At 73.0% G+C, this 21,532-nt stretch carries 21 protein-coding genes; 14 read left to right on the top strand and 7 right to left on the bottom strand.

Going from position 1 to position 21,532, the window contains the following annotated elements:
- Positions 1-7 precede the first annotated feature (7 nt).
- Entirely contained in the window at positions 8-1,114 is a 1,107-nt protein-coding gene (locus Pen02_RS21585; protein ID WP_203867907.1) for a mannose-1-phosphate guanylyltransferase, read from the top strand.
- 95 nt (positions 1,115-1,209) lie between these two features.
- Here Pen02_RS21585 and Pen02_RS21580 read toward each other — a convergent pair whose 3' ends face one another.
- Complete coding sequence (locus Pen02_RS21580) at positions 1,210-1,809, bottom strand: NUDIX hydrolase (RefSeq protein ID WP_239141062.1); 600 nt, start codon at positions 1,807-1,809, stop codon at positions 1,210-1,212.
- Positions 1,810-1,846: 37 nt separating this feature from the next.
- On the opposite strand from Pen02_RS21580, the gene Pen02_RS21575 reads away from it, so the two are divergent.
- On the top strand, positions 1,847-2,971 hold the full coding sequence (locus tag Pen02_RS21575) for a hypothetical protein (protein ID WP_203867906.1): 1,125 nt from the start codon (positions 1,847-1,849) through the stop codon (positions 2,969-2,971).
- 355 nt (positions 2,972-3,326) lie between these two features.
- Complete coding sequence (locus Pen02_RS21570; RefSeq protein WP_203867905.1) at positions 3,327-4,346, top strand: ArsR/SmtB family transcription factor; 1,020 nt, start codon at positions 3,327-3,329, stop codon at positions 4,344-4,346.
- A gap of 33 nt (positions 4,347-4,379) precedes the next feature.
- Here the strand turns inward: Pen02_RS21570 and Pen02_RS21565 are convergent, their stop codons facing one another.
- Together Pen02_RS21565 and cofD are read right to left on the bottom strand one after the other, a co-directional pair.
- On the bottom strand, positions 4,380-5,540 hold the full coding sequence (locus tag Pen02_RS21565) for a coenzyme F420-0:L-glutamate ligase (protein ID WP_203867904.1): 1,161 nt from the start codon (positions 5,538-5,540) through the stop codon (positions 4,380-4,382).
- Positions 5,541-5,633: 93 nt separating this feature from the next.
- Positions 5,634-6,596, bottom strand: coding sequence for a 2-phospho-L-lactate transferase (gene cofD, locus Pen02_RS21560; RefSeq protein WP_203867903.1), 963 nt, complete (start codon positions 6,594-6,596; stop codon positions 5,634-5,636).
- A gap of 98 nt (positions 6,597-6,694) precedes the next feature.
- Between cofD and Pen02_RS21555 the strand changes: the two genes are divergently transcribed.
- From Pen02_RS21555 to Pen02_RS21545, 3 genes are all read left to right on the top strand, one after another.
- Complete coding sequence (locus Pen02_RS21555; protein WP_203867902.1) at positions 6,695-7,762, top strand: hypothetical protein; 1,068 nt, start codon at positions 6,695-6,697, stop codon at positions 7,760-7,762.
- Positions 7,763-7,857: 95 nt separating this feature from the next.
- Positions 7,858-10,416: a bifunctional FO biosynthesis protein CofGH gene (locus Pen02_RS21550; protein WP_203867901.1), complete on the top strand. Its 2,559-nt coding sequence runs from the start codon at positions 7,858-7,860 to the stop codon at positions 10,414-10,416.
- Between the two features lie 369 nt (positions 10,417-10,785).
- The gene (locus Pen02_RS21545) at positions 10,786-11,043 is read left to right on the top strand and encodes a WhiB family transcriptional regulator (protein WP_101367926.1); all 258 of its coding nucleotides are present in this window, start codon (positions 10,786-10,788) and stop codon (positions 11,041-11,043) included.
- A gap of 108 nt (positions 11,044-11,151) precedes the next feature.
- Here Pen02_RS21545 and Pen02_RS21540 read toward each other — a convergent pair whose 3' ends face one another.
- Positions 11,152-11,601 (bottom strand): metallopeptidase family protein, encoded by a 450-nt coding sequence (locus Pen02_RS21540; protein ID WP_101367925.1) that lies wholly within the window; start codon positions 11,599-11,601, stop codon positions 11,152-11,154.
- Positions 11,602-11,784: 183 nt separating this feature from the next.
- Here Pen02_RS21540 and Pen02_RS21535 point away from each other — a divergent pair, with 183 nt between their 5' ends.
- The gene (locus tag Pen02_RS21535) at positions 11,785-12,153 is read left to right on the top strand and encodes a DUF3499 domain-containing protein (protein WP_203867900.1); all 369 of its coding nucleotides are present in this window, start codon (positions 11,785-11,787) and stop codon (positions 12,151-12,153) included.
- Positions 12,154-12,344: 191 nt separating this feature from the next.
- Here Pen02_RS21535 and Pen02_RS21530 read toward each other — a convergent pair whose 3' ends face one another.
- The gene (locus Pen02_RS21530; RefSeq protein ID WP_203868237.1) at positions 12,345-12,992 is read right to left on the bottom strand and encodes a CatB-related O-acetyltransferase; all 648 of its coding nucleotides are present in this window, start codon (positions 12,990-12,992) and stop codon (positions 12,345-12,347) included.
- A 392-nt stretch (positions 12,993-13,384) separates the two neighbouring features.
- Between Pen02_RS21530 and Pen02_RS21525 the strand changes: the two genes are divergently transcribed.
- The 6 genes from Pen02_RS21525 to Pen02_RS21500 all read left to right on the top strand — a co-directional run bounded on the left by Pen02_RS21525 (position 13,385) and on the right by Pen02_RS21500 (position 19,415).
- Positions 13,385-14,599 (top strand): polyamine ABC transporter substrate-binding protein, encoded by a 1,215-nt coding sequence (locus Pen02_RS21525; RefSeq protein WP_203867899.1) that lies wholly within the window; start codon positions 13,385-13,387, stop codon positions 14,597-14,599.
- Positions 14,600-14,603: 4 nt separating this feature from the next.
- Entirely contained in the window at positions 14,604-15,803 is a 1,200-nt protein-coding gene (locus tag Pen02_RS21520; RefSeq protein ID WP_203867898.1) for an ABC transporter ATP-binding protein, read from the top strand.
- The gene (locus Pen02_RS21515) at positions 15,803-16,651 is read left to right on the top strand and encodes an ABC transporter permease (protein WP_203867897.1); all 849 of its coding nucleotides are present in this window, start codon (positions 15,803-15,805) and stop codon (positions 16,649-16,651) included. Before Pen02_RS21520 ends, Pen02_RS21515 begins: the two co-directional genes overlap by 1 nt.
- A gap of 40 nt (positions 16,652-16,691) precedes the next feature.
- A complete protein-coding gene (locus Pen02_RS21510; protein ID WP_239141061.1) occupies positions 16,692-17,507 on the top strand; it encodes an ABC transporter permease in 816 nt (271 codons plus the stop codon).
- A gap of 50 nt (positions 17,508-17,557) precedes the next feature.
- On the top strand, positions 17,558-18,598 hold the full coding sequence (locus Pen02_RS21505) for an aldo/keto reductase family protein (protein ID WP_203867896.1): 1,041 nt from the start codon (positions 17,558-17,560) through the stop codon (positions 18,596-18,598).
- Between the two features lie 133 nt (positions 18,599-18,731).
- Positions 18,732-19,415, top strand: coding sequence for an NAD-dependent epimerase/dehydratase family protein (locus tag Pen02_RS21500; RefSeq protein WP_203867895.1), 684 nt, complete (start codon positions 18,732-18,734; stop codon positions 19,413-19,415).
- A gap of 81 nt (positions 19,416-19,496) precedes the next feature.
- Here Pen02_RS21500 and Pen02_RS21495 read toward each other — a convergent pair whose 3' ends face one another.
- A complete protein-coding gene (locus Pen02_RS21495; RefSeq protein ID WP_239141059.1) occupies positions 19,497-19,856 on the bottom strand; it encodes an immunity 51 family protein in 360 nt (119 codons plus the stop codon).
- A 34-nt stretch (positions 19,857-19,890) separates the two neighbouring features.
- Positions 19,891-20,688 (bottom strand): TIGR02452 family protein, encoded by a 798-nt coding sequence (locus tag Pen02_RS21490; protein ID WP_203867894.1) that lies wholly within the window; start codon positions 20,686-20,688, stop codon positions 19,891-19,893.
- A gap of 161 nt (positions 20,689-20,849) precedes the next feature.
- Between Pen02_RS21490 and Pen02_RS21485 the strand changes: the two genes are divergently transcribed.
- The gene (locus tag Pen02_RS21485) at positions 20,850-21,518 is read left to right on the top strand and encodes a phosphotransferase (RefSeq protein WP_203867893.1); all 669 of its coding nucleotides are present in this window, start codon (positions 20,850-20,852) and stop codon (positions 21,516-21,518) included.
- The last annotated feature ends 14 nt before the right edge of the window (positions 21,519-21,532 follow it).

The raw sequence follows: 21,532 nt of genomic DNA, 5'->3' as shown, positions 1-21,532 counted from the left end.
TGTGGCGATGTTCTACGCCGTGATCCCGGCCGGCGGCAGTGGCACGCGTCTGTGGCCACTCTCGCGCGCCGGCCGCCCCAAATTTCTCCTCCCGCTGACCGGATCGGACGAATCACTGCTCCAGGCGACCGTACGCCGGGTGCGCCCACTGGCCGGCCCGGACACCACGTACGTGGTCACCGGTGCCGCGCACGCGGTCGCGGTGGCCCGGCAACTGCCGGACGTACCCGAGGAGAACGTCCTGGTCGAGCCGTCCCGGCGGGAGTCGTGCGCGGCCATCGGGCTGGCCGCCGCGATCATCGCGCAGCGGGACCCGGACGCCGTGATGGGCGCCTTCTCCGCCGACCACGTGGTCGGTGACCAGACGCGCTTCCTGGAGGTGCTCGGGGCGGCGATCGCGACCGCCGAGGACGGGCTGATGGTGGCGGTCGGCATCACGCCGACGCACCCGGAGACCGGCTACGGCTACCTCGAGTCGGGCGAGCCGATCGGCGGCGGCCCGGCCCGCCAGGTCGTCCGGTTCAAGGAGAAGCCGGAGTACGACCTCGCGGTCAAGTACGTCGAGTCCGGCCGGTTCTACTGGAACGCGTCGATGTTCGTCTGGCGGGTCGACGTCTTCCTCGGCGAGCTGGCCCGGCAGCAGCCGGAGCTGTACGCCGGGCTGACCGAGATCGCCGCCGCCTGGCACACCCCGGAGCAGCAGGCGGTGCTGGACCGGATCTGGCCGCGACTGACCAAGATCTCGGTGGACTTCGCGGTGATGGAGGGGGCGGCGGAGCGCGGCCTGGTCGCCACCGTGCCGGCCGACTTCCGCTGGAACGACGTCGGCGACTTCCACACCCTCGGCGAGGCACTGACCGGCGACGACGCGAGCAACGTGGTACTCCGGGAGGGGCCCGACGGCGGTCCGCCGGCCGGCGAGGTCGTGCTCCGGGACACCGAGCGCACCGTGGTGGTGACCCAGTCCGGCCGGCTGGTGGTGACCCTGGGAGTCCAGGACACGGTGGTGGTCGACATGCCGGACGCACTCTTCGTCTGTGCCCGGTCCCGGGCCCAGGAGGTCAAGGAGATCGTCGCGGCGCTGGAGGCCCAGGAGGCACACCCCTACCTGTAACACGCCCTTCCGCCCGCGCCCTCCCAGCGGGGTCAGCGACCGACGGTGGACGTCACCGGCCGGTGGTGGGCGCCAGCGGCCGGCAGCGGAGGACGTCAGCGGCCGACGGTGGACGTCTCGGACGCGGGTGCGGGTGCGGGTGCGGCGCGGCGGGCGAAGGCGGCGAGTGCCGGTGCCACCAGTTGCGCGGTGGCGCCGGCCAGCGGCGCCGGCAGGGCGTCCGGCGGGAACCAGCCGAGTTCCACCGACTCCGGGCTGACCCGCTCGACCGCGCCGGCCGGGGCGACCGCGGCGAACCGTACGTCGTAGTGCAGCGAGCCGCCCTGGCAGGAGACCTCGTGGATGTCCAGGTCGATCGGGGTCGGGTCGAGCCACAGCCCGGAGATCCCGGACTCCTCGGTCGCCTCCCGCAGCGCCGCCCCGGCCAGCGTCCCGTCGCCGGGCTCGCAGTGCCCGCCGAGCTGCACCCAACGGCGGAACCGGCCGTGCAGGCAGAGCAGCACCCGGGTTCCGGTCGCGTCCAGCACCAGCGCGCTGGCCGTGACGTGGCCGGCCCGGTGTGCGCGGGTCATCGCCGCCGGACCGGCCTCGCGGAGCAGCCGCAGCGTCCGGTCCAGGGCGGCAGCCGCCTCGGCGGTCGGCGGTCGCCAGCCGGTGAGCAGGGCCGTCGCGTCGTCGTACAGGGCATCGGGCACAGCGTCACCCTAGTCAGTGGCTCGTAGCATGATCGGTATGACGTGCCTTCCGCAGACGGTCGAGTTGGCGGTCGCCGGTAACGAGGCGAGCGACCTGCTGCCGGTACACGCCCCCGAGGTGCTCGCCGCGTACGGCGCCCGGCGGGCGTTCTGGACCGTACTCGACGAGGGGCCGGTCGAGCACTGCCTGGCCCTGCTGGTCGAGCGGTACGACGGCGGGTGGTCGACCGTGCACCTGCCGATGGACGCCGGGGCGGAGAACGGCCGGACCGGGGACGGCGAGGCGCTGGCCCGGCACGACGGCTGGATCTACGTCTTCGGCTCGCACTTCGGCTCGAAGCGTGGGCCGCTGCGGCCGAGGCGGGCCTTCGTGGCCCGGTTCCGGGAGGCCGAGGCGGCCGGCCCGCTGCCCCGGCTGCACGTGGTACGCAACCAGTTCCGGCTGCACCGCGCGGTGAACGACGCACTGGTGGCCGCCGGCATCGGGGTGCTGCCGGCGGGCGAGCAGGTACGGCACCTGTTCATCGCCGCGACCCGGGACCGGGGTACCGCCCGGGCCAAGAGCTGGGCCGGCCGGCTGGCCGAGGACGACCTGCCGGTCAACGTGGAGGCGGCGGCCTTCACCCCGGCCGGTACCGTGCTGCTCGGGCTGCGGTTTCCGGTGACCGGGCGGGGCGAACCGATCCTGGTCGAGTTGGCGGACCTGGCCGGGATGTTCGACCGGCGGAGCTGGCCCCGGGTCGTCGGGGCGTACGCGTTGACCGGGGTGACCCGGCCCGGCGAACTGACCGGGTTCCGGGCGCTGTCGGCCCGGTACGACGGCGGGTTCGACGCGGTGGTCGGCTCGATCGACGCGCTGGGCAAGCGTTCGGTGCTGCTCGACGACCATCCGACCGGCGGGGACGTGACCAGCCGGCACGTCCGGTTCGGCTGGCCGGCCGACGCGGTTGCCGGGTCCACGGTTGCCGGGTCCTTTGCCCGGTCCACGGTTGCCGGGTCCGTTGCCGGGTCTGCGGTTGCCGGGTCCACGGTGCCCGGCGAACTGGTGGCGGACCTCGCACCGCTGCACAACGTCGAAGGGCTGACCGAACTGGACGGTGCCCGCTACTACGTCACCGACGAGGACCATCGGGTCGCGCTGCTGATCGCGGCGGGAGGCTGATCGCGTCGGGGCGACTGATTGCGGCAGGCGGCTGATCGCCTCGCGGCAGGCGGACTGATCGCGGCGGGGCGGCCGGGAAAGCGACAACCCGGACAGCACCCTCCGCGGATGAGTGATCCGCGAACCCTCGTGGCGGCTGTCCGGGTGCCGCGTTCCTCCCCTGCCCCCGGCATGCCGTAGGGTCGTCCAGCGTCCAGGACGCCAGTGACCCCGATGTCGGCGCACTGAGCATGCCCGGTGGCTCTGTCGGCCGTCGAGGAATTTCAGCTCATGCTGAAAGACGCTGGTGGATGGCGCCCGGTAGAGTGCGAATGGTTGCCGGGCAACCCCTCCCGGCGATCGGGGAGTGCGTGCCATGCTGCGGATCTTTTTCTCCAGCGAGGACATTGCCCGGACCCGTGTCGCACCCGGCGCAGACGAGGTCTGGGAACTGGTCCTCAGCCTGCACCTGTTGCAGGGCCGCAGCCGGGACCCGATGATGGCGGGCTGGCGCCGGGGCGTGTCGGGCGGGCTGCGCCGGGACACCGTACCGGGCCAGTTGCGGCTGCTGCTCGCGCTCAATCCGCCCCGGGGCTACTTCCCCGACTTCCTGACCCCCTACCACAGCATGTACGGCCTGGCGGCGGGGCTCGACGCCGTACGCTCCACGCCGGTCGCCGCGCTGGAGCGGGACCTGAACGTACTGGCCGGCGAGAGCCCGCTGCCGCTGCCCAGTTCGGCGAGCGCGATGGCCAGGGGCGACGTCGACGTGCTGGAGCACCTGACCGACTCGATGCGGGTCTACCAGGCGACCGCGATCGAGCCGTACTGGGACCGGATCCAGGCGGCGGTGGAGGCCGACCGGCTACGTCGGGCCCGCGCGCTGCTCGACGGCGGTACCGAAGGGCTGCTGGCCAGCCTGCGCCCGGCGATGCGCTGGGAGTCGGGACTGCTGGAGGTGCCGGACTATCCGGCCGACCGGGAACTGCACCTCGACGGGCGGGGACTGCTGCTGGTGCCGTCGTTCTTCTGTGCCCGTATCCCGGTGACCCTGCTCGACCCCGAACTGCCGCCGGTGCTGGTCTACCCGGTCGACCGGCTCGGCGGGCTGACCCCGGCGCCCGGCGAGGGCGGCGGTCCGGAACTGGCGATCGGCCGCAAGGACACCCGCAACGCGCTCGCCGCGCTGATCGGCCGGACCCGGGCCCGGGTACTGGAGGTGGTCGGTGACGGCTGCTCCACCGGCGAGGTGGCCCGCCGGCTGCACATCTCGGCGGCGGCGGCCAGCCAGCACACCACCGTGTTGCGCAACGCCGGACTGCTGGTCAGTCACCGGGACCGCAACACCGTGCTGCACAGCCTCACGCCCCTCGGCCGGACGATCCTCACCTCCTGACCGGCGCCGCCCAAGGGGCAGCCGCTGCCGGTGTCAGTGCCCGGGGGCGGTGTGCGGTGCGGCGGTGAGCAGCAGGGTCACCCCGACAACGCCCGAGCCCGCCGGCAGTACGGCGGAGCCGATGCCCTCGGCGGCCAGCGCGGCCCGCAGCCGGTGCAGGTCGGCCCCGAACCGGATCAGCACGCCGGGGTCGATGCCGGCCGGACCGGGCGGAGCACAGTCGAGCAGTGCGCGGTGTGCGTACCCGTGCGACGGGACGGTGCCGCCGAGCCGGGCGCGTACCCGGGCGTCGTCGGTGACCAGTGTGCAGAGCGTGCCGGGCGCGATCACCCCGGCCACCGTACGCAGTGCCCGGTCCACTGCCGCCCGGTCCGGCCCGGCCTCCGTGTCGCCCCGCACGGGCACCGGCACCGGCCCGCCGACCGTCGACTCGGACAGGGTGGCGGCGGCACGCAGCCCCTCCGCCCGCGCCTCGGCGGTACCCAGGGCGAACAGGTCGTGCTCGGCATCCCTGACCAGCGCCGCCGCGCCCGGCCCGTCGTCCGGGTCGGCCGCGCCGAGATAGCCCCGGACCACCGCCACCGGCACCTGGTCGCACTTGCCCTTCACGAGTTCGCCCGCTCCGGCCAACTCGTCGACCACGGCCATCTGGGTGATGTTCAGCTTGTTGCCGTACGGGTCGACCTCGCCCCGGTGGTCGCGGACCGCCGGCATCCCGGCGACCCCGAGCGCGACGTCGGTGAGGCCGTTGCGCCACGGCCGGCCCATCGTGTCCGAGACGATGACCGCCACGTCGGCACCGTGCCGCTCCCGGATCGCGGCCCGGAGCGCCCGGGCCGAGGCGTCCGGGTCCTTCGGCAGCAGGACCAGTCGGGAACGGTCCACGTTGGAGGCGTCGATCCCGGCGGAGGCCATCACGAAACCGTGGTGCGTCTGGACGATCCGGGTGCCGCCGCGCCGGGCCACCGGCCGGGCGGTCTCCCCGGCGAGGATCTCCGCGCGGGCCGCCTCCCGCTCCGGCCCGTCGACCGGTACGTCGACCAGCCGGCCCTCCGCCTTGGAGACGATTTTGCTGGTCACCACGAGCACGTCGCCGTCCCGCAGCCAGGGCGCGGCGGTCGCGATCAGCGCCGACAGGTCGTCGCCCTCGGTAACGTCGCCGATGCCGAGCACCGGCAACACCTCAAGTCTCATCCCAGCTCCACGACCTCGCTGCTCGGCCGGATTCCCGGCACAGGTCACACGCCCAGCTTCGCAACGCCGCGCACAGCGGCTCCACGGTGTCTCTCACGCCAACTCCACGGCCGTCCGGACCATGGTCGCGGTGGCCGCCTCGTCGGTCATCCAGAGCGGGGCCGCCCGCACGGTCACCCCCTCGACCTCGGTCCCGGCGTCGGTGGTGTCCACCAGCCAGGCATCCAGGATGCCACCGGTCGGCCGGGCGCCGTACAACCCGCCCACCCCGGCCGCGGTGCAGGGCACGCCCAGCACCGCCAGGCAGCGGTCGGCCATTCCGCGTACCGGGGCGCCGCCGATGATCGGCGACACTCCGACCACCGGTGCACGGCCGGCGACCAGCGCGTCCCGCAGTTCGGCCACGGCGAGCACGGGTGCGATGCTCACCACCGGGTTGCTCGGGGCGAGCAGCACCACGTCCGCCTCGGCGAGCGCGTCGAGCACCCCGGGTGCCGGCTTGGCCGCCTCGGCGCCGACGAAGACGAACCGCGAGGTGGGCAGTGCGCCCCGGTGGCGTACCCACCACTCCTGGAAGTGGATCGCCCGCTGGGCGTCCGGGGTGTCCGCGTCGGGATCGGTCACCACCGCGTGGGTCTCCAGGCGGTCGTCGGTGGCGGGCAGCAGGCGTACGCCGGGCTGCCAGCGGGCGCAGAGCGCCTCGGTGACCGCCGAGAGGGGGTAGCCGGCGTTCAGCATGCTGGTCCGGACCAGGTGCGTCGCCACGTCCCGGTCACCGAGGCCGAACCAGGTCGGCTCGGCGCCGTAGCGGGCGAGTTCCTCCTTGACCGTCCAGGTCTCGTCGGCCCGCCCCCAGCCCCGCTCCCGGTCCGCCCCGCCGCCGAGCGTGTAGAGCACGCTGTCCAGGTCCGGGCAGATCTTCAGGCCGTGCAGGACGACGTCGTCACCGACGTTCACGATCGCGGTCACCTCGGCGCCGACCTCCCGGGCGTACGCGCGGACGCCGGTCAGGAAGCGGGCACCGCCGATGCCCCCGGTCAATACTGCGATGTGCATGGCCTCCATCCTCGCCCATCCGCGCCGGACGGGCGGCGGACGGGCCGGCCGACTAGGCTCAGGCGACGCAGGAGTCCGTCACCGCCTGAGGGGGAGTCTTGACCAGCCAGCCCGGGCCCGCGCCGAGCGACGCGCCGCAGGCCAGTTCGATAACCAAGCCGCTGCGCGACCTGATCGCGCTGGCGCTCGTCGGGGCGAATGCCCTCTTCCTGTTCAGCGGGCTGATCGAGCTGTTCTTCGGCGGCTGGGAGAACTCCGACTTCGGGGACCGCTCGCTGGGTTCCTTCTACGCCTTCGTGGGTCTGGAGCAGGTCGTGCTGCCGGTGCTGGCGGTGCTGCTCGCCACGCACGTCCTGCCGGTGGTCGGGCAGGCCCGGCTGATCACGCGGGTGGCGCTCGTCGAGTACGCCGTCTCGGTGCTGTTCGGCGGCATCACCCTGCTCGCCGGGATCTTCGGTCTGCTGGCCGAGGCGCAGTTCCGGCAGGCGTTCACCCGGACCCTGGTCTTCGTCGGCGCGTTCGCGCTGCTGCTGGTGGCGGCCTTCCTGGTCTTCCGGGTGTGGCGGGTGCTCTTCCACGTGCCGAAGCCGAAACCGCAGCCGGGCCTCTACGGCCAGCCCCAGCAGCCGTACGGCCAGCCCTCGCCCTACGGCCAGCAGGCGCCGTACGGCCAGCCGGGCGCGTACGGGCAGCCCGGTGTTCCGTACCAGGGCTATCCGCCGGCCGGACCGGGTGACCCGCACGTCTACGGCCAGCCCACCGTCTACGGCCAGCCGACCGCTCACGGCCAGTCCGGGTACGCCCCGCCGGTACCGTCGTCCGCCCCGCCGGCCCCGTCCTCCGCGCCGCCGGCTCCCACGTCTGCGGTGCCGTCCTCGGCGCCGCCGGCACCGCGCCCCGGGTCGGCCGCCCCGTCGGTCGGTGCGACCCCGTCGGTCGGGCCGGTGCCGTCGGTCGGCACCACCCCGTCCGGTGTCACCCCGTCCGGCGGTGCGTCGGCGGAACCGGCCGAGGAGGAGACCGGGCGGACCCAGGTGATCCCGCAGCGGGGCGGGCCGGCGGTCGCCGACCGTACCCAGCGGATCAACCCGGCCAGCCAGCAGCCGTCGGCCGGCGGCCAGCCCCCGCCCGCGGACCGGGACGACGACCCGACCCAGCCACGCTGAGCCGCCCGGCGGGTGTGACAGTTGCCACCCCGGCTCCGGCGCCTGCGCGGTGTCGGCGGGCGCGGTCCCGTCGCGGTACGGCCTAGGCTGCACGAGTGGCTGATGGGACTGACCAACCGACCGTCGCGAGTCTGCGCAGGGCGCTGCGGCGGGCGGCGGAGGGCCGGGCCCTCGACCCGGACGAGGCGACCGCGCTGCTCGCCGCGCGCGGCGAGTTCCTCGACGAACTGTTGGCGGTCGCCGGCCGGATCCGGGACGCCGGACTTGCCGACGCCGGCCGGCCCGGCGTGGTCACCTTCTCCAAGAAGGTCTTCGTCCCGCTGACCCGGCTGTGTCAGGACCGCTGCCACTACTGCACCTTCGCCACCGTGCCGCACCGGCTGCCCGCCGCCTACCTCGAACGGGACGAGGTGCTGGCGATCGCGGCGGCCGGCGCCGCGCAGGGCTGCAAGGAGGCGCTGTTCACCCTGGGCGACCGGCCCGAGGAGCGCTGGCCGCAGGCCCGGCAGTGGCTGACCGAGCGGGGCTTCGACTCGACTCTGGACTACCTCCGGGCGTGCGCGATCGCGGTGCTGGAGGAGACCGGCCTGCTGCCGCACCTCAACCCCGGGGTGCTCTCCTGGGCCGAGCTGCAACGGCTCAAGCCGGTGGCGCCGAGCATGGGGATGATGCTGGAGACCACCGCCACCCGGCTCTGGTCCGAGCCGGGCGGGCCGCACTACGGCTCGCCGGACAAGGAGCCGGCGGTCCGGCTGCGGGTGCTGGCCGACGCCGGGCGGGTGGCCGTACCGTTCACCACCGGCATCCTGATCGGGATCGGCGAGACGCCGGCCGAACGGGTCGACTCGCTCTTCGCCATCCGGCGTACCGCCCGGGAGTACGGGCACATCCAGGAAGTGATCGTGCAGAACTTCCGGGCCAAGCCGGACACCGCGATGCGCGGGATGCCCGACGCCGAGTTGCACGACCTGGCCGCCACCGTGGCGGTGGCCCGAATCCTGCTCGGGCCGGGCGCGCGGGTCCAGGCACCCCCGAACCTCATCGAGGGGGAGTACGACCTGCTGCTGCGGGCCGGCATCGACGACTGGGGCGGGGTGTCGCCGGTGACCCCGGACCACGTCAACCCGGAACGGCCCTGGCCACACCTGGACGAGCTGGCCGCGCGTACCGCCGCCGCCGGGTTCACCCTGCGGGAACGGCTGACGATCTACCCGGAGTACGTCCGGCGTGGCGACCCGTGGCTGGACCCCCGGCTGGCCGCGCACGTCGCCGCGCTCGCCGACCCGGCCACCGGGCTGGCGGTCGAGTCGGCCCGTCCGGTCGGCCGCCCCTGGCAGGAGCCGGACGACGCCTTCGTGCCGGGCGGCCGGACCGACCTGCACGCCACCATCGACACCACCGGCCGGACCGGTGACCGGCGCGGCGACTTCGACTCCGTCTACGGCGACTGGGCGGAGGTCGGCGCCCGGGTCCCGGCGACTTCCGCCCCGGTTCCGGCGCAGGCTCCCCGGGCCGACGCCGGGGTGGTGCCGAGCACGCCGGCCGGTGATCCCGACCTGCGGGCGGGGCTGCGGCTGGCCGCCGCCGACCCGGCCGCGCTGCTGGAGCCCCGGCACGAGTCGGCGGCACTGGCCCTGTTCGGCGCCGACGGTGCGGCGCTGGACCGGCTCTGTCGGATCGCCGACGACGTACGTCGGACCGCCGTCGGCGACGACGTGACGTACGTCGTCAACCGCAACATCAACTTCTCGAACGTCTGCTACGTGGGCTGCCGGTTCTGCGCGTTCGCCCAGCGGGAGCGGGACGCCGACGCGTACCGGCTCTCGGTCGAGCAGGTCGCCGACCGGGCCGAGCAGGCGTGGGCGGCCGGCGCCACCGAGGTCTGCATGCAGGGCGGCATCGACCCGAAGCTGCCGGTCACCGCGTACGCCGACCTGGTGCGGGCGATCAAGGCCCGGGTGCCGGGCATGCACGTGCACGCCTTCTCGCCGATGGAGATCGTCACCGGGGCGGCCAAGGCCGGCGTACCGGTCCGGGAGTGGCTGACCGAGTTGCGCGACGCGGGGCTGGACACCATCCCGGGTACCGCTGCCGAGATCCTGGACGACGAGGTGCGCTGGGTGCTCACCAAGGGCAAACTGCCGGCCGCCACCTGGGTCGAGGTGGTCGGCACCGCGCACGAGCTGGGCATCCGGTCCAGCTCCACGATGATGTACGGCCACGTCGACCACCCTCGGCAGTGGCTCGGCCACTTCCGGGTACTGGCCGGGTTGCAGGACCGTACCGGCGGGTTCACCGAGTTCGTGGCGCTGCCGTTCGTACACACCAACGCGCCGATCTATCTTGCCGGCATCGCCCGACCCGGTCCCACCTGGCGGGAAAATCGGGTCGTGCACGCGATGGCCCGGCTGCTGCTGCACGGCCGGATCGACAACATCCAGTGTTCCTGGGTCAAACTCGGCGACTCCGGTACGGCCGAGCTGCTGCGCAGCGGCTGCAACGATCTCGGCGGCACGCTGATGGAGGAGACGATCTCCCGGATGGCCGGCTCGGACCACGGCTCCGCGCGTACGGTGGCCCAACTGATGCGGATCGCGGCGGCGGCCGGCCGGCGGGCCCGGCCCCGGACGACCGTCTACGGGTACGCCGGCTGACCGCGCGGCCCGTCCCGCCGGCCCCGGCACCGCCGGGCTGACCACCGGTGGTGGGACGGTTCGGGCCGGGCGCGCCGGCCGCGCCACGCCGGATATCCGACGCAACTCGCCGAGCGGGCGTTACCCGCACCGGGTCTGAATCGATAGGGCAGGTGTTGCGAGACCCGATGACTCCACAGTCGTCCGGGCACGCGGCAGGGGTGTCTCCACTTAGCAGGTTCGGCTTGACGACGCACGTATAACACACGTGTAATTTCAGTGGGGTCGTTCGTACGGAGCGCATCAAATCGCTACCGGGCGGACAAACACGCCTTCCGCGTGGGGGGTTGCGCCGGCTGCCGCGCCGGTGCGCGATAAGGAGGCAACTGGATGGACGGCCGACTCGAGGTGGCCGACCTGCTCGGAAATGCTCCGGAGTGGCAAGAGCGGGCGCTGTGCTCGCAGACCGATCCGGAGGCTTTCTTTCCCGAGAAGGGCGGCTCGACCCGCGAGGCGAAGCGGATCTGCTCCCGGTGTGAGGTCAAGGCCGAGTGTCTGGAATACGCACTCGGGCACGACGAACGGTTCGGGATCTGGGGCGGGTTGTCCGAACGCGAACGGCGCAAGTTGAAGCGTCGCGTCGCCTGACCGGCTGCGCCCGGGTGGTGGGGGCCGCCCGGGTCAGGCCAGCCGACCGTTTCGTGCGGGGGTCGGCGGCGGTCTGTCGGGATCGACGGGGCCGACGTCGGGGGGACGTCAGGCCAGTTCGTCGGGATCGACGCCGAGCAGGTTCGCGACCTGCTCGATGATCACATCGTGCACCAGGTCGGCGAGGTCCTCGCGGTCTATCGCCCGGAACTCCAGGGGGCGGCGGTAGAGCACGATCCGGGGTGGCACCTCCTGCCGACCGGGGCGCCCGGGCAGCAGTCGGGCCAGCGGCACCTCGCCGTCCTCCAGTACGTCCGAGTCGTAGACGTTGAGGTCCGGCGGCACGTCCTCGACCGCGAACTCGACCCCGGCCAGTTCCTTGGCGAACCGGCGCTCCAGGGTCTCCACGGTGTCCAGGACGAGGTCGTCGAAGATCTCCGATTTGGTCCGGGCCAGCGGGACGGTGGCCGGAACGAGTCGGCCGCGTAGTCCGCGCCCGTGCCGGTCGCGGTGCGACCGGCGCCCGGAACCCGGCCGGCGGTTCTCCGGACTGGTCATCTGCACCCCGCTTCACTCGTCGTGGACGACCGCCCACGACGACAGGGTAGACCCGGTCAGATCAAGATCGGCTCGGGGATTCGGCCGTGTCGGAAGCGGGCCGCCCGGAATGTGATCACCGATACCGGCGTGTCGCATGCCCAAGCGTGGTGGCGGAGCCGGTAATGGAGATACCGTGCCGCCGTGAGGTCACCACGGCGTTGCTCCCGCAACGGCTGCCCCCGACAGGCCGTAGCCACGCTGACCTATGTCTACAACGAGTCCACAGCCGTGGTGGGTCCGCTCGCGGCCTTCGCCGAGCCGCACACCTACGACCTCTGTGAGCCGCACGCCCGGAGCCTGACCGCACCCCGGGGCTGGGACGTGGTCCGGCACGAGGGCGAGTTCGAGCCGCCACCGCCCACCACCGACGACCTGGTGGCGCTCGCCGAGGCGGTCCGCGAGGCGGCCCGACCGGCACCGCCCCGCCCGGACGAGATCGAGCACGACCCGCACTCCGGGCCGCAGACCGGACGGCGCGGCCATCTCCGGGTCATCCCGCCCAGCCACTGACCCCTGCCCGGCCGGTCGGCTGTCGCCTCCCGACAGCTTCCGACTGTCTCTCCCGACCGCTTCATACTGTCTCGCCGGACAGCTACCGGCTGTCTTTCCCGACCGCTACCGGCTGTCTCGCCGGACAGCTAACGGCTGTCTCTTCCGACGGCTACCGGCTGTCTCGCCGGACAGTTACCGATTGCCGACGGCTAGCGGTGGTCAGGTGCCACGGCTTCGAGGTCGTCGACACTGCCGGACATGATCGTCCGGACGTGCGCCGTGATGTGCGCGAGCGGCCAGTTCCACCAGGCCAGCGCCAGCAGCCGGGCGATCTCGTCGGCGCCGTACCGGCGGCGGATCAGTCGGGCCGGGTTGCCGCCGACGATGCCGTAGTCGGGTACGTCGTCGACGACCACGGAACCGGAGGCGACGATCGCGCCGCTGCCGATCCGTACCCCGGGCATCACCATCGCCTGGTAGCCGAACCAGACGTCGTGGCCGACCACGGTGTCGCCCCGGCCGGGCAGGCCGGTGATCAGGTCGAAGTGCTCGGCCCAGGAGCCGCCCATGATCGGGAACGGGAAGGTCGACGGGCCGTCCATCCGGTGGTTGGCGCCGTTCATGACGAACCGGGTGCCCTCGCCCAGCGCGCAGAACTTCCCGATGACCAGCCGCTCCGGCCCGTAGTGGTAGAGCACGTTGCGGGTCTCGAAGGCGGTCGGGTCGTCCGGGTCGTCGTAGTAGGTGAACTCCCCGACCTCGATCAGCGGCGACGTGACCAGCGGTTTCAGCAGTACCACCCGGGGCTGCCCGGGCATCGGGTGCAGCACGGTCGGGTCGGCGGGTATCCCCGGCATCACGATCGCCTCCTCGGTCACGTACCGATGATCGCAAAGCGCGCGCCGTGCGGCAGCGATGCCACTACCTCTTGGCGGACCGTGCCGCAGAGGCACGAACGTGAGTCTGCGGCACACCGCTGATTCCGGTACTGCCTCCGGGGGCGCGCCGGCCAGACCTCGGGACGTCCCGGGACGTCCGGGTGACCTCTTGGGCGCGGACGAGGTCCGGATATCCGGGACGGAGGCTGTGTCGCCCCGACGTGAGCCCGGCGGCTCTCCGGCATCCCGAGCGGGCGGCCGTACCGTCGCATGTCAGGATCTCCAACTGATCGGAACTCCCGCGACGCCTCCGGCCAGCGGGCCGACTCCCACACCCCCACCGTCGGCACGACCCCCGGAGGAGCCGCCCCATGCGCCACCGCCCGCGACCCCTGCCGCGAGCCCTGCCCCGAGCCCTGCCCCGACTGCCCCGGCGGACGCTGCTGCGCGGCGTGGCCGGCTCGGCGGCGCTGCTGGCGACGGCCGCGCTGGCCGGCTGCGGCACCCGGGGGGCCAGGCAGACCGAGGCGAGCTGCGTCAGCGAGGACCTCTCCGGCACCGAGAAGACGCTGGTCTTCTCCAACTGGCCGCAGTACCTGGACGTGGCCGAGGACGACGGGTCGAGGCGGCCCACCCTGGAGGCGTTCCAGCGGCGCAGCGGCATCCAGGTCAGCTACACCGAGGACATCAACGACAACAACGAGTTCTTCGGCAAGATCCGTAATCAGCTCGCCGCCTGCCAACCCATCGGCCGGGACATCATCGTGCTGAGCGACTGGATGGCCGCCCGGGTGATCGACCTCGGCTGGGTACAGCGGCTCGACGCCGCCCGGCTGCCCAACGTCGCACGGAACCTGCTGCCCTCGCTGCGCGGTCGGTCCTACGACCCCGAGAACGTACTGGCCATCCCGTGGCAGTCCGGCCTGGCCGGGCTGGCCTACAACGGCCGGGTCACCGGGGAGGTGCGTACCGTCGACGAGTTGCTGACCCGGCCGGACCTGAAGGGCCGGGTGACCGCGCTCGCCGAGATGCGGGACACCATGGGGCTGCTGTTACAGGCCGGCGGACACGACCCGACGAACTTCACCCCGGCCCAGTTCGACGAGGCGCTGGAGAAGCTGCGCCGAGCCGTCGAGAGCGGCCAGATCCGCCGGTTCACCGGCAACGACTACACCGCCGAGCTGGCCAGGGGCGACATCGCGGCCTGCGTCGCCTGGTCCGGCGACGTCATCCAGCTCGCCGCCGAGGACGAGCGGGTACGCTTCGTCGCCCCGGACTCCGGCGCGATGCTCTACTCCGACAACATGCTGGTGCCGAACCGGGCGACCCACCGGGCGAACGCCGAGGCGCTGATCGACCACTACTACGACCCGACGGTGGCGGCCCAACTCGCCGCGTACGTGAACTACATCTGCCCGGTGCAGGGCGCCCAGGCCGAGATGGAGAAGCTCGATCCGGAACTGGCCGGCAATCCGCTGATCTTCCCCGATCCGGCGCTGCTGGCCCGGTCGAAGGTCTTCATGACCCTCGACGAGGCCCGGGAGCGCGAGTACGAGTCGAAGTTCCAGCAGGTCGTCGGAGGTTAGCGGGATGGCCACCGAGGAGCCCTTCCACGGGCCGGGGCCGGGGGAGCCGGCCGGTGCGCTGCGGCTGGTCGACCTGACCATGCGGTACGGCGACGTCACCGCCGTCGACCGGCTCGACCTGACCGTCCCGGCCGGCTCCTTTTTCGCCCTGCTCGGACCCTCCGGCTGCGGCAAGACCAGCACGCTGCGGATGGTGGCCGGGCTGGCGGAGCCGACCGGCGGCCGGATCCTGCTCGACGACGAGGACATCACCCGGCTGCGGCCGTACCGCCGGCCGGTCAACACGGTGTTCCAGAACTACGCGCTCTTCCCGCACCTGGACGTCTTCGAGAACGTCGCGTTCGGACTGCGGCGGCGCCGGCAACCGGACGTGGCCGGGCAGGTGCGCCGGATGCTGTCGCTGGTGGCGCTCGACGGGTACGAGCGGCAGCGGCCGAGCCAGCTCTCCGGCGGGCAGCAGCAGCGGGTGGCGTTGGCCCGGGCGCTGGTGAACCGGCCCCGGGTACTGCTGCTGGACGAGCCGCTGGGCGCACTCGACCTGGCGCTGCGCCGCCGGATGCAGCTCGAACTGAAGCGGCTGCGGGCCGAGGTCGGCGGCACCTTCGTGCACGTCACGCACGACCAGGAAGAGGCGATGACCCTGGCCGACACGGTGGCGGTGATGAACGCCGGCCGGATCGAGCAGCTCGGTACCCCGGCCGAGCTGTACGAGTTCCCGGCCACCGCCTTCGTCGCCACCTTCCTCGGCCGGTCCAACCTTTTGGCCGGCAGGGTGTACGGCCGCGACGGGGACGACCTGCTGGTGCAGGCGTACGGGCGGCGGTTCTCGGTGCCGTCGGCCCGGGCGAGGGCCGACTCCGGCGAGGTGCTGCTCGGGGTACGCCCGGAGAAGGTGCGCCTGGTCGACACGCCGGAGCAGGTGCCGGCCGGGCACCAGTGGCTGGACGGGACGGTCGGCGAGGTCGGCTACCTCGGGGTCAGCACCGAGTACTCGGTGCGGACCGGCGCCGGGGTGGAGCTGTCGGTCTTTGCCGCCGCCGACGGGGAGGCGCCCCGGATCCCGCCCGGTACTCCGGTCGTCGCCCACTGGCATCCCCGGCACGCCTTCCTGCTGCACGGCGGCAGCACGTTCCGCGACGCCGGCACCGCCGCGCCCCCACCAGTGCCGCCCCCACCGGTGCCGCTGTCGGCAGGGCCGGAGTGATGCGGCGCGGCCGGGCGCTGCCGTACCTCCTGTTGCTGCCCGGGCTGCTCTGGCTGGTGCTCTTCTTCCTGGCCCCGGCGGTGCAGCTTGCGGCGACCAGCCTCTACGACCCGGCCGGCTCGCTGACCACCGGCTACGCCATGACCTGGTCGTTCGGCAACTACCCCGACGCGGTGGCGGCGTACGGGGCACAGCTCGGCCGCTCCTTCGGGTACGCCGGACTGGCCACCCTGGCGGCGCTGCTGCTCGGCTACCCGCTGGCGTACGTCATCGCGCTGCGCGCCGGACGTTGGCAGAACCTGCTGCTGGTCTGCGTGGTGGCGCCGATGTTCACCAGTTTCCTGGTCCGGACGCTGGCCTGGAAGACCGTCCTCTCCGACAGCGGTGCCGTGGTCGGGCTGCTGCGCGACCTGCACCTGCTCGCCCCGGACGGTCGGCTGCTGGCCACCCCGGTCGCGGTGGTGACCAGCCTGACCTACTGCTACCTGCCGTTCATGGTGCTGCCGCTCTACGCCAGCCTCCAGCGGCTCGATCCCCGGCTGCTGGACGCCGCTGGTGACCTGTTCGCCCGACCGGGCCAGGTCTTCCGGCGGGTCACCCTGCCGTTGTCGATGCCGGGGGTGGTGGCCGGCACGCTGCTGACCTTCATCCCGGCCACCGGCGACTACGTCAGCGCCGAACTGCTCGGCACCCCCAACGAGTACATGGTCGGGAACGTGATCGACGCGGCGTTCCTGGTCCGGCTGGACTATCCGCAGGGTGCGGCGCTGTCCGTGCTGCTGATGGCGGCGATCCTGGTGCTGGTCGTCGGCTGGCTGCGCCGGTCCGGCCCGACGGAGCTGGGGTAGCGGTGGCCGGCAGGTGCGTACTCGCGGAGGTGAACTAGCGGTGGGGAGCAGGTTCGGGCGGTTCGTCGCCGACCACTGGGTGCTGGCCGTGGCCGCGCTGGTGCTCGGCTACCTGCTGCTGCCGGTGGCGGTGGTGGCCGGACTGTCGTTCAACCAGCCGTCGAGCCGGCTGTCGTACGACTTCGCCGAGTTCACCCTGGACAACTGGCGGGACCCGTGCGCCGGCCCCGGGATGTGCGCGGCGGTGCTGCGCAGCGTACAGATCGGGTTCGTGGCCACGGCGGTCTCCACCGTGCTCGGCACGCTTATGGCGTTCGCGCTGGTCCGGCACCGGTTCCGGGGCCGGGCCGTGGTCGACCTGCTGGTGCTGGCCCCGGTCGCCACCCCGGAGGTGGTACTCGGCACCTCGCTGCTCGCCCTGCTGGTGGCGGCCGGAATTCCGCAGGGCTTCTGGACCGTGGTGATCGCACACGTGATGTTCTGCGTCTCGTTCGTGGTGGTCACCGTCCGGGCCCGGCTGTCCGGAATGGACACCCGGCTGGAGGAGGCGGCGGTGGACCTGTACGCCAGCGAGTGGCAGGCGTTCCGCCGGATCACGCTGCCGCTGGTGCTGCCCGGCATCGTCGCCGCCGCGCTGCTCGCCTTCTCGCTCTCCTTCGACGACTTCGTGGTCACCAACTTCAATTCCGGCACCACCGTCACCTTCCCGATGTACGTCTGGGGCGCCAGCCAGCGCGGCATCCCGCCCCAGGTCAACGTGGTCGGCACCGCGATGTTCGCGGTCGCGCTGCTGATGCTGGCGGCGACCCGCCGGGCCCGGCCGGCAGGGGCGAGGCGCGGAGGTAAGGCCCGGTAAGGCCCGCCCAGGGCAGACGGCAGTTACGTTTCTGGTTAGGCTGGGCCGCCATGGAGCATCGACACCTCGGCCGCAGCGGCCTGCTGGTCAGCGAGATCACCTATGGGAACTGGCTCACCCACGGCGAGCTGGTGGCCAGGGAAGCGGCGCTGAGCTGCGTACGGGCCGCGCTCGACGCCGGGATCACCACCTTCGACACCGCCGACGTCTACGCCCGGGGCGCCGCCGAGGAACTGCTCGGCGAGGCGCTGCGCGGCACCCGCCGCGAGTCGGTGGAGATCGCGACGAAGGTCTGCCTGCCCACCGGGGACGGACCCAACGACCGTGGCCTGTCCCGCAAGCACGTCCTGGAGTCCTGCCACGCCTCGCTGCGCCGGCTCGGCACCGACTACGTCGACCTGTACCAGGCACACCGGTTCGACGACCGGACGCCGCTGGCGGAGACGCTGATCGCCTTCGACGACCTGGTCCGGCAGGGGAAGGTGTTGTATCTCGGTGTCTCGGAGTGGACGGCGGCACAGATTCGGGCCGCGCTCGACATCGCCGGCCAACTCGGGCTGCGTGACCGGATCGTCGCCAACCAGCCGCAGTACAACATGCTCTGGCGGGTCGTCGAGCCCGAGGTGGTGCCGCTGTGCGAGGCGGAGGGGATCGGGCAGATCGCCTTCCAGCCGCTCGCCCAGGGCGTGCTGACCGGCAAGTACCGGCCCGGCGAGGCTCCGCCGGAGGGCTCCAGGGCGGCCAGCGGCGGCCGGGCGCCGACCTTCATCCGGCGGGTACTCGGTGACCGGCTGCTCCACCAGGTGCAGGAACTCCGCCCGATCGCCGACGAGGCCGGCCTCTCCATGGCCCAGCTCGCGATCGCCTGGACGTTGCGCCGGCCCACCGTCAGCACCGCGCTGATCGGCGCCTCCCGCCCGGAACAGGTCACCGAGAACGCGACGGCGGCCGGCGTACGCCTCGACGACGCGCTGATGCGCCGGATCGACGAGACGCTGGGTGACCTGGTCGAGCGGGACGCCACCAAGACCGCGCAGATGATGGCGGTCAAGGCCGACTGGGCCGCCCCGGCGCCGGTCGCCGCCGGATAACCCGCCCCGACACACCGCCTGCCGCCGGCCGGGCCCGTGGGATACGGTCCCGGCCGGCGTCGGCGTACGCTGCGCAGAAGCGCCCCGGCCCAGCCCGGCCCGGCGCCGACCCGACGGCCCGGAGAGGCGCGGTATGAAGGTCATCCTGTTCGGTGCGACCGGCATGGTGGGGCAGGGCGTGCTCCGGGAGTGCCTGCGCGATCCCCGGGTGGCGAGCGTGCTCGCGGTCGTCCGTGCCCCGACCGGGCGATCGGATCCGAAACTGCGCGAGCTGGTCTGGCCGGACTTCCTCGACTTCAGCGGCGCGGCCGACGAGTTCGCCGGGGCCGACGCCTGCTTCTTCTGCCTCGGCGTCTCCTCGGTGCGGATGAGCGAGGCCGACTACACCCGGGTCACCCACGACGTCACGATGGCCGCCGCCCGGGTACTGGCGGAGGTGAGTCCCGAGCTGACCTTCGTCTACGTCTCCGGTCAGGGCACCGACGGCACCGAGCAGAGCCGCACCATGTGGGCCCGGGTCAAGGGCCGGACCGAGAACGAGCTGATCGCGCTGCTGCCGAACGCGTACGCCTTCCGGCCCGGGTTCATCCAGCCGCTGCACGGCATCCGGTCGAAGACCGGGTTGTACCGGGTGCTCTACGCGCTGATCGGACCGCTCGCCCCGGTGCTGCGGCGGGCGTTCCCGCGTGCCGTCACCACCACCGAGCAGATCGGGCTGGCGATGCTCGACGTCGCCGAGCGCGGCTATCCCCGGCGGGTACTGGAGAACCGGGACCTGACCACCTTCGGCGACCGGCCCGGCGACACGCGGGGATAGCGGCACCGCGAATCGGGCTGCCTGCTCGCCCGACGGTCGCCGGCACAGCGGCACGCCGCCGGGGCGGGCCGGTCGGCGCGCTCAGTCGAACCAGTCGGGTTCGGCCGACCGGATCAGCTCGGCCAGCTTGGCGCGGTCGTGGAAGGCGCCCTGGAGCAGGCCGCCCAGTTGCCGCAGCGCGGCCGGATCGGTGCCGTACGCGACGAAGGTGCCGGCCTCCGGGTCGTAGCCGAACCGGTCGGCGAGGTCGGGGGCGTCGCTGCGGACCACCGAACGGGCCACCCCCGTCCAGTCGTACCCGTTGCCGAGGTGCCCGGCCGCCTCGAAGACGTCGGAGACGTCGACCATCCGCATGTCGCTGAGCATCAGGCAGTAGTTGCCGGGATCGTGGTCGTACTCGAAGAACCTGAGCGGACTGAACGAGTTGTCGGTGTCGGTCACGCCGGAATCCTAGGTGGACTCACCGACACCCGGATCAGGCGAAGACCTTCCGGAACGCGGCCAGGGTCGGGGCGTCGCGCTGCCGGTCGAGCACGGCGAAGACCACCAGCGTGAACCACGGGCTCTCGGGCAGCGCCTCGGCGAACGCCTCCGCCACGACCGTCGGGTCGTTGCCGAAGACCCCGCACCCCCAGGCGCCGAGGACGAGCTGGCGGTGCCCGTACGCGGCGGCCACCGCCAGCACCCGGGCGGCCCGGCGGCGCAGCACGGCCGGTACGTCGCCGGTCCGGTCCGGCTGGTTGCGGCGCATCGCGGCGAGGTTCGGCGCGGCCGAGGTCAGGAACGAGACCGGGTACGGCGCCGCCAGCAGGTCGCCCCGGTCGTCCCGGAACACGGGTACCGCAGGTGAGTGCACGATCCGGTCGCTGTAGCCGAGGTCGGGGTCGGCCCGGTGGGCGAGGTAGAAGTCCCAGGCTTCCCGGAGGCACGGGTACAGCGCCGAGGCGCGGGCGATGCTCTCCTCCTGGGCCTGCGCCCCGTTGAGGAACCCGCCGCCGGGATTACGGGCCGAGGCGAAGACCAGGCAGGCCCGGTCGCCGTCGAGTCGGCGGCACGCCGCCAGGCTCGACTCGTCCGTCACCTCGACAGTGGCCGGCCCGGCGACCGGCTGCGGGGCGGGCAGCACCTCGTCGGGCAGGTGCAGGCGGGTGCCGGCCACCGCCCGGGCCACCTCGTCCCGGAGAACCACCTCCGTGCCCTGCCCGGTCCGGTAGCCGCCCCGGTCCAGGACCGCCACCGTCTCCTGGGCGATCGCCCGCAGCCGCCTGCTCATCCCGCCATCCTGCGCGATCGTCGGCCTGGCTTCGACCAATTTCCGGCCGGCCTCGACCGGTACCCGCCGGCACGGTTCCGACCGGTTTCCCGGCCACCTGATCTCGTCCGGTTTCCGCCCGCGCGACCGGCCGGCCCGGCTCCGCCCGATATCGTCGATCCATGTTTGACCCGGTGTTGCTCGGCGCGGGTCGGGACGCGGACGTCTTCGCCCTCGACGAGGGGCGGGTGCTGCGCCGCTACCGCAACGGTGCGGACGTGACGGGCGAGGCCGCGATCATGCGCTACGTGGCGGACCGGGGATTCCCCGTGCCCCGGGTCGACCGGGCCGAGGGTGCCGACCTGGTGATGGAGCGGATCGACGGCCCGACCCTGCGCGCGGCGATGGCCGCCGGGGATCTCGACCTGCCGGCCGGTGCCGAGATCCTGGCCGACCTGCACCGCCGGTTGCACGACCTGCCGGCCCGGCCGGGCAGCGGGCTCCGCACCCGGGTGGTGCATCTGGACCTGCATCCGGAGAACGTCATGCTCGGCTCCCGGGGGCCGGTCGTCATCGACTGGCGCAACGCCCGGGACGACCAGCCCGACCTGGACGTCGGGATGACCGCGCTGATCCTGGCCGAGGTGGTGGTCGGCGACATGTTCGGGCTGGGCGCCCTGGCCGACGCGGTGCTGACCGCGTTCCTCGACCGCGCCCCCGGCGACCCGGTACGGCTGCTGACGTCGGCGGTGGCGATGCGCCGGGGCAATCCCACGCTGAGCGCCGAGGAGAAGGGCCGGCTCGCCTCGGCGGCCACCCTGGTCCGGGCGGGCTACACCGGACTCCGCTGACCCGTCCGTGGGGT

The sequence above is a fragment of the Plantactinospora endophytica genome, from assembly GCF_016862915.1.
GTDB classification, from domain to species: Bacteria; Actinomycetota; Actinomycetes; order Mycobacteriales; family Micromonosporaceae; genus Plantactinospora; species Plantactinospora endophytica.
This window is presented reverse-complemented; position numbering and strand designations above follow the sequence as displayed.